The 3,819-nt window shown below is 41.3% G+C and carries 4 protein-coding genes; 2 read left to right on the top strand and 2 right to left on the bottom strand.

The window, feature by feature from the left end:
• A partial coding sequence (locus BFU02S_RS15110; protein WP_084361156.1) for a DUF1128 domain-containing protein occupies positions 1 to 232 on the bottom strand: 232 nt, incomplete at its 3' end.
• A 147-nt stretch (positions 233 to 379) separates the two neighbouring features.
• Between BFU02S_RS15110 and BFU02S_RS15105 the strand changes: the two genes are divergently transcribed.
• Together BFU02S_RS15105 and BFU02S_RS15100 are read left to right on the top strand one after the other, a co-directional pair.
• Positions 380 to 709 (top strand): YtxH domain-containing protein, encoded by a 330-nt coding sequence (locus BFU02S_RS15105; protein ID WP_066372411.1) that lies wholly within the window; start codon positions 380 to 382, stop codon positions 707 to 709.
• Between the two features lie 17 nt (positions 710 to 726).
• On the top strand, positions 727 to 1,563 hold the full coding sequence (locus tag BFU02S_RS15100) for a YihY/virulence factor BrkB family protein (RefSeq protein WP_174520350.1): 837 nt from the start codon (positions 727 to 729) through the stop codon (positions 1,561 to 1,563).
• Between the two features lie 238 nt (positions 1,564 to 1,801).
• Here the strand turns inward: BFU02S_RS15100 and BFU02S_RS15095 are convergent, their stop codons facing one another.
• Positions 1,802 to 3,715 carry a heavy metal translocating P-type ATPase gene (locus tag BFU02S_RS15095; protein WP_066372409.1) on the bottom strand — a complete coding sequence of 638 codons (1,914 nt, stop codon included), beginning with the start codon at positions 3,713 to 3,715 and terminating at the stop codon, positions 1,802 to 1,804.
• Positions 3,716 to 3,819 lie beyond the last annotated feature (104 nt).

The following is a 3,819-nucleotide window of genomic DNA, read 5'->3' as shown; positions in this document are numbered from 1 at the left end:
CCCCCCTACTCGATTTTCTAAGATTTCCTAATTCTTCGGCTATGGCCTGCATTTCGTTTGGACTAAAGGAAGATTTTTTTTGTACCAGTTCATAAATTTCTTTTAATTCTTCGTACATTTCTTCATCAAAGTGGGAAGGTTTGATGGCCCCAAGGTTTAGCACTTTAAGCTTTTCCTTTATTTTTTCAATCATATATTCCACATTTTCTGGCGACTTTTGCGATAAATTCATTATACACACCCTTTCTTCTGATAAGTCCATTATAAACGTTTTCTAGTTAGTTTTGTCCCTTAATTGGGTAAATATCATTAGAAACTTGCATCGCCAAATAAGATAGAGCAAAATAATATAGAGAAAAAATTGGCAGGAGGTTCATCAATGACAAAGAAAAACCAGTTTTGGAAAGGTGTCGTTCTCGGAGCATTTGCTGGAGGTGCCGTCACCTTGTTAGATCAACATACACGCCAAGTAATGAAGGAAAATGTAAAGAAAGCTGCCCATTTTGTAAGGCATCCAGGGGAAATGGTCGATAAAGTGAAAGATACAGCGGAAAAACTGAGGATTACAGTGGAACAAGTTAGTGAAGATATTTCTTTTATAGTAGATAAGGTAGATGAACTTCGGGAATTAACCCCAAAAGGAATAGATCGGATCAAGGAGACCAAGGATACTTTTACAAAGAACGACGAGAATGAGGATTTGATTTAGATAAAGGAGAGGTGATTATGGAGAAGAAAGATATGATCCGCTCCTCTTTATTTAAACTTTTGTGGCATCGCATCCAAGAAGATGACATTTCCGGGTTAAGTGCCCAATTGGCTTATTATTTGCTTCTTTCTCTTTTTCCTATGTTAATTGTCATCTTTACGATGCTTCCCTTTTTTCCGATTTCACGGGAGGATATGCTGGGGGCCGTAAGAGAGTTTGCTCCAAAGGAGGCCATGCAATTAATTGAAAAAACAGTCAATGAAGTCATGAAAGAAAGAAATGGCGGGCTACTTTCCTTTGGGATTATCGGGACGATTTGGTCGGCATCTACCGGTATTAATGCGATTGTTATTGCCTTTAACCGATCCTATAAAGTAAAGGAAAGCAGGTCATTCTTTGTTTCAAGAACTATGTCGATTTTGCTGACATTTGGAATGGTTTTTGCCTTTATATTTACCGTCCTATTGCCGATCTTTGGAAGAGAAATCGGGATGTTTCTATTTAAAAAGTTAGGCTACTCTTCAGAATTTATGGAAGTTTGGAATTCATTAAGCTGGCTTGTTAGTGCCATCATTTTATTTATCCTTTTTACTGGTCTTTATTGGGTTGCGCCGAATGTAAAGCTTCGCTGCCGCAGCGCCCTGCCCGGAGCAGCCTTTGCAACGCTTGGCTGGATTGTTTCCTCTTTAGGGTTGTCCTTTTATGTTGGAAAATTTAGCAGTTTTTCGCTTACCTATGGGAGTATCGGTGCCATCATTGTGTTAATGATCTGGTTATACATATCCGCCTTCATTATTATTCTTGGCGGGGAGATTAATGCTTTCTATAGTGAAAAAAACCGGTCAAACTGTTAAAACTTCCCCTTAATGAAAAAGTGTGTTCCGTTCAAACTATGAAGGGGAATGCCCCAACTGAAAGGGAGGTTAGAACGATGACCAAACATACAAAAAAAGACGGCAGCACAAAGCAAAAAGGTAAGGGCAGCAAAGGGAACAAAACTTCAGGCTCTGCAAATGGGACAAACGGATACCATTAATGGTGCCCTAATAAAAATTACCGGGTGAAAGGGCTCACCCGGTGTTTTATTTCAAATTATTTTAACAGCCTTAGGCTATTTAATATCACGAGAATGGTGCTGCCTTCATGACCGATAACGCCGAATGGCAAGTCAAGCACCTGGAAGAAGTTTGAACAGATTAAGGTCATGATCACTAAAATAGAAAAGACAATATTCTGTTTAATAATTTTGTTCATACGCCGGGAAAGATTGATCGCTTCCGCAATTCTTGGTAGGTCATTTTTCATTAGAACAATATCGGCTGTTTCCAGCGCCACATCTGTTCCTTCCCCCATGGCAATGCCGACATTGGCAATGGCTAGTGCCGGTGCATCATTAATGCCATCACCGACCATTGCTACGGTTTTGTGGTTGGATTTAAGCTTTTTTAGCTGCTCTACTTTATCTTGAGGCAGGCATTCAGCGAAATACTCATCTACATGGCTTTCAGCTGCAATGGCCCGAGCAGTTTTCTCGCTATCCCCGGTCAGCATGATCGTATGAATGCCTTGTTGTTTTAAATGATCGATGGCATACTTCGTTTCTTCTCTTACGACATCCTTTAGGGCAAACATCGCACTTAATTTGCCGTTTATTTCAATAAAGACCAGCGTATTTCCTTGATCGGCGAGTTCTGCAGCCTTCCCTTCAGCAAAACGTTCAGCATTCTCTTTACCGACAAAAGTGTCTTTCCCGATCTTCCATTGTTCTCCCTTAATGACGGCTTTAACGCCCCAACCGGGGACATCCTCAAGACTATCGGGGTGAAGGAGTTCCCCGCGAATAGTTTGCTTTGCATATTGAACAATAGCCTGTGCTAGCGGGTGATTGGAGTGCCGTTCGATCGATGCGGCTTTCCATATGATTTCTTCTTTGTTTAAACCCTCAAGCACAACAACTTCGGTCACTTCCGGCTTTCCTTTCGTAAGAGTTCCTGTTTTATCAAAGGCAATCGCTTGTATAGACTTGAGATTCTCGAGATGGACACCGCCTTTTACTAGAATCCCGTGCCGGGCCCCATTGGAAATCGCCGAAAGAGTAGCAGGCATAATGGATGCCACTAATGCACAAGGGGACGCCACAACCAATAAAATCATGGCCCGGTAAAAAGATTCATGCCAGCTCCAGCCTAATAAGAAATGTGGCAGGAAAAACATCAAGGTAACAACACTGAGGACCACCTTGACATAGGTTCCTTCAAAGCGTTCAATGAAAAGCTGGGATGGAGACTTTTCACTCTGGGCACTTTGGACAAGCTGAATGATTTTCTGAAATAACGTATCGCTGCTTTCTTTTGTTACCTCAATGGTGATGGAACCTGTCATATTCACGGTTCCGGCGAACACTTCTTTATCAACCCCTTTTGAAACAGGCATCGATTCACCGGTAATCGCCGCTTCGTCAATCGTTGTTTGTCCTTTGATAATGATCCCGTCAGCCGGCACCCGCTCACCAGGTTTGATGAGAATTTGGTCATGAAGCTGTAATTCTGCTACAGGAATTCGTTTTTCAATACCATTGGTAATCAAGAGAGCCTCCTCAGGCTGAAGCTCCATAAGTGATCCGATTTCTTTCTTACTTTTATTCATGGCGTATGTCTCGAGAGCACCGCTGACAGCGAAAATGAATATCAAGATCGCCCCTTCCGTCCAGTAACCAATAATGGCTGAACCAATTGCGGCAAAAATCATCAGCATTTCTACATTTAATTCTTTATTTTCAATAGTAGCTTCAATCCCTTCCTTTGCCTTAGCGAATCCGCCAATTACAAAAGCGAACAGATAAGCAATAATGGACTCTGGTAAATAGCCGAATTTATCCAAGAGCCAGCCTGTAGCAATGAAGATCCCGCTTAAAGCGGCCGCAATCAGTTCCATATGCGGCATTATTTTTTTTAGAAAGCTGACTTTTTGGTTTGCTTTTGTAAGAACTTTTACTTCCGAATTCATTGTTTTTCCCTCCTAATTGAAAAGAATAATCATCATCACGACCCCTAAAAAACACGAAAGCTGTCATCAACTGATGACAGCGGTTTTCTTTATTTACATTTTAC

Origin of the sequence: Neobacillus fumarioli NBRC 102428 (genome assembly GCF_001591485.1) — a bacterium.
Classification (GTDB): Bacteria; Bacillota; Bacilli; order Bacillales; family Cytobacillaceae; genus Neobacillus; species Neobacillus fumarioli.
Note: the sequence above shows the minus strand (reverse complement) of the source record. Positions and strands in the feature narration are given on the sequence as shown.

Excerpts from the sequence above, each read along its gene's own strand:
- BFU02S_RS15095 (WP_066372409.1), bottom strand. The coding sequence starts at position 3,715 with ATGAATTCGGAAGTAAAAGTTCTTACAAAAGCAAACCAAAAAGTCAGC.
- BFU02S_RS15100 (WP_174520350.1), top strand. The coding sequence starts at position 727 with ATGGAGAAGAAAGATATGATCCGCTCCTCTTTATTTAAACTTTTGTGG.
- BFU02S_RS15105 (WP_066372411.1), top strand. The coding sequence starts at position 380 with ATGACAAAGAAAAACCAGTTTTGGAAAGGTGTCGTTCTCGGAGCATTT.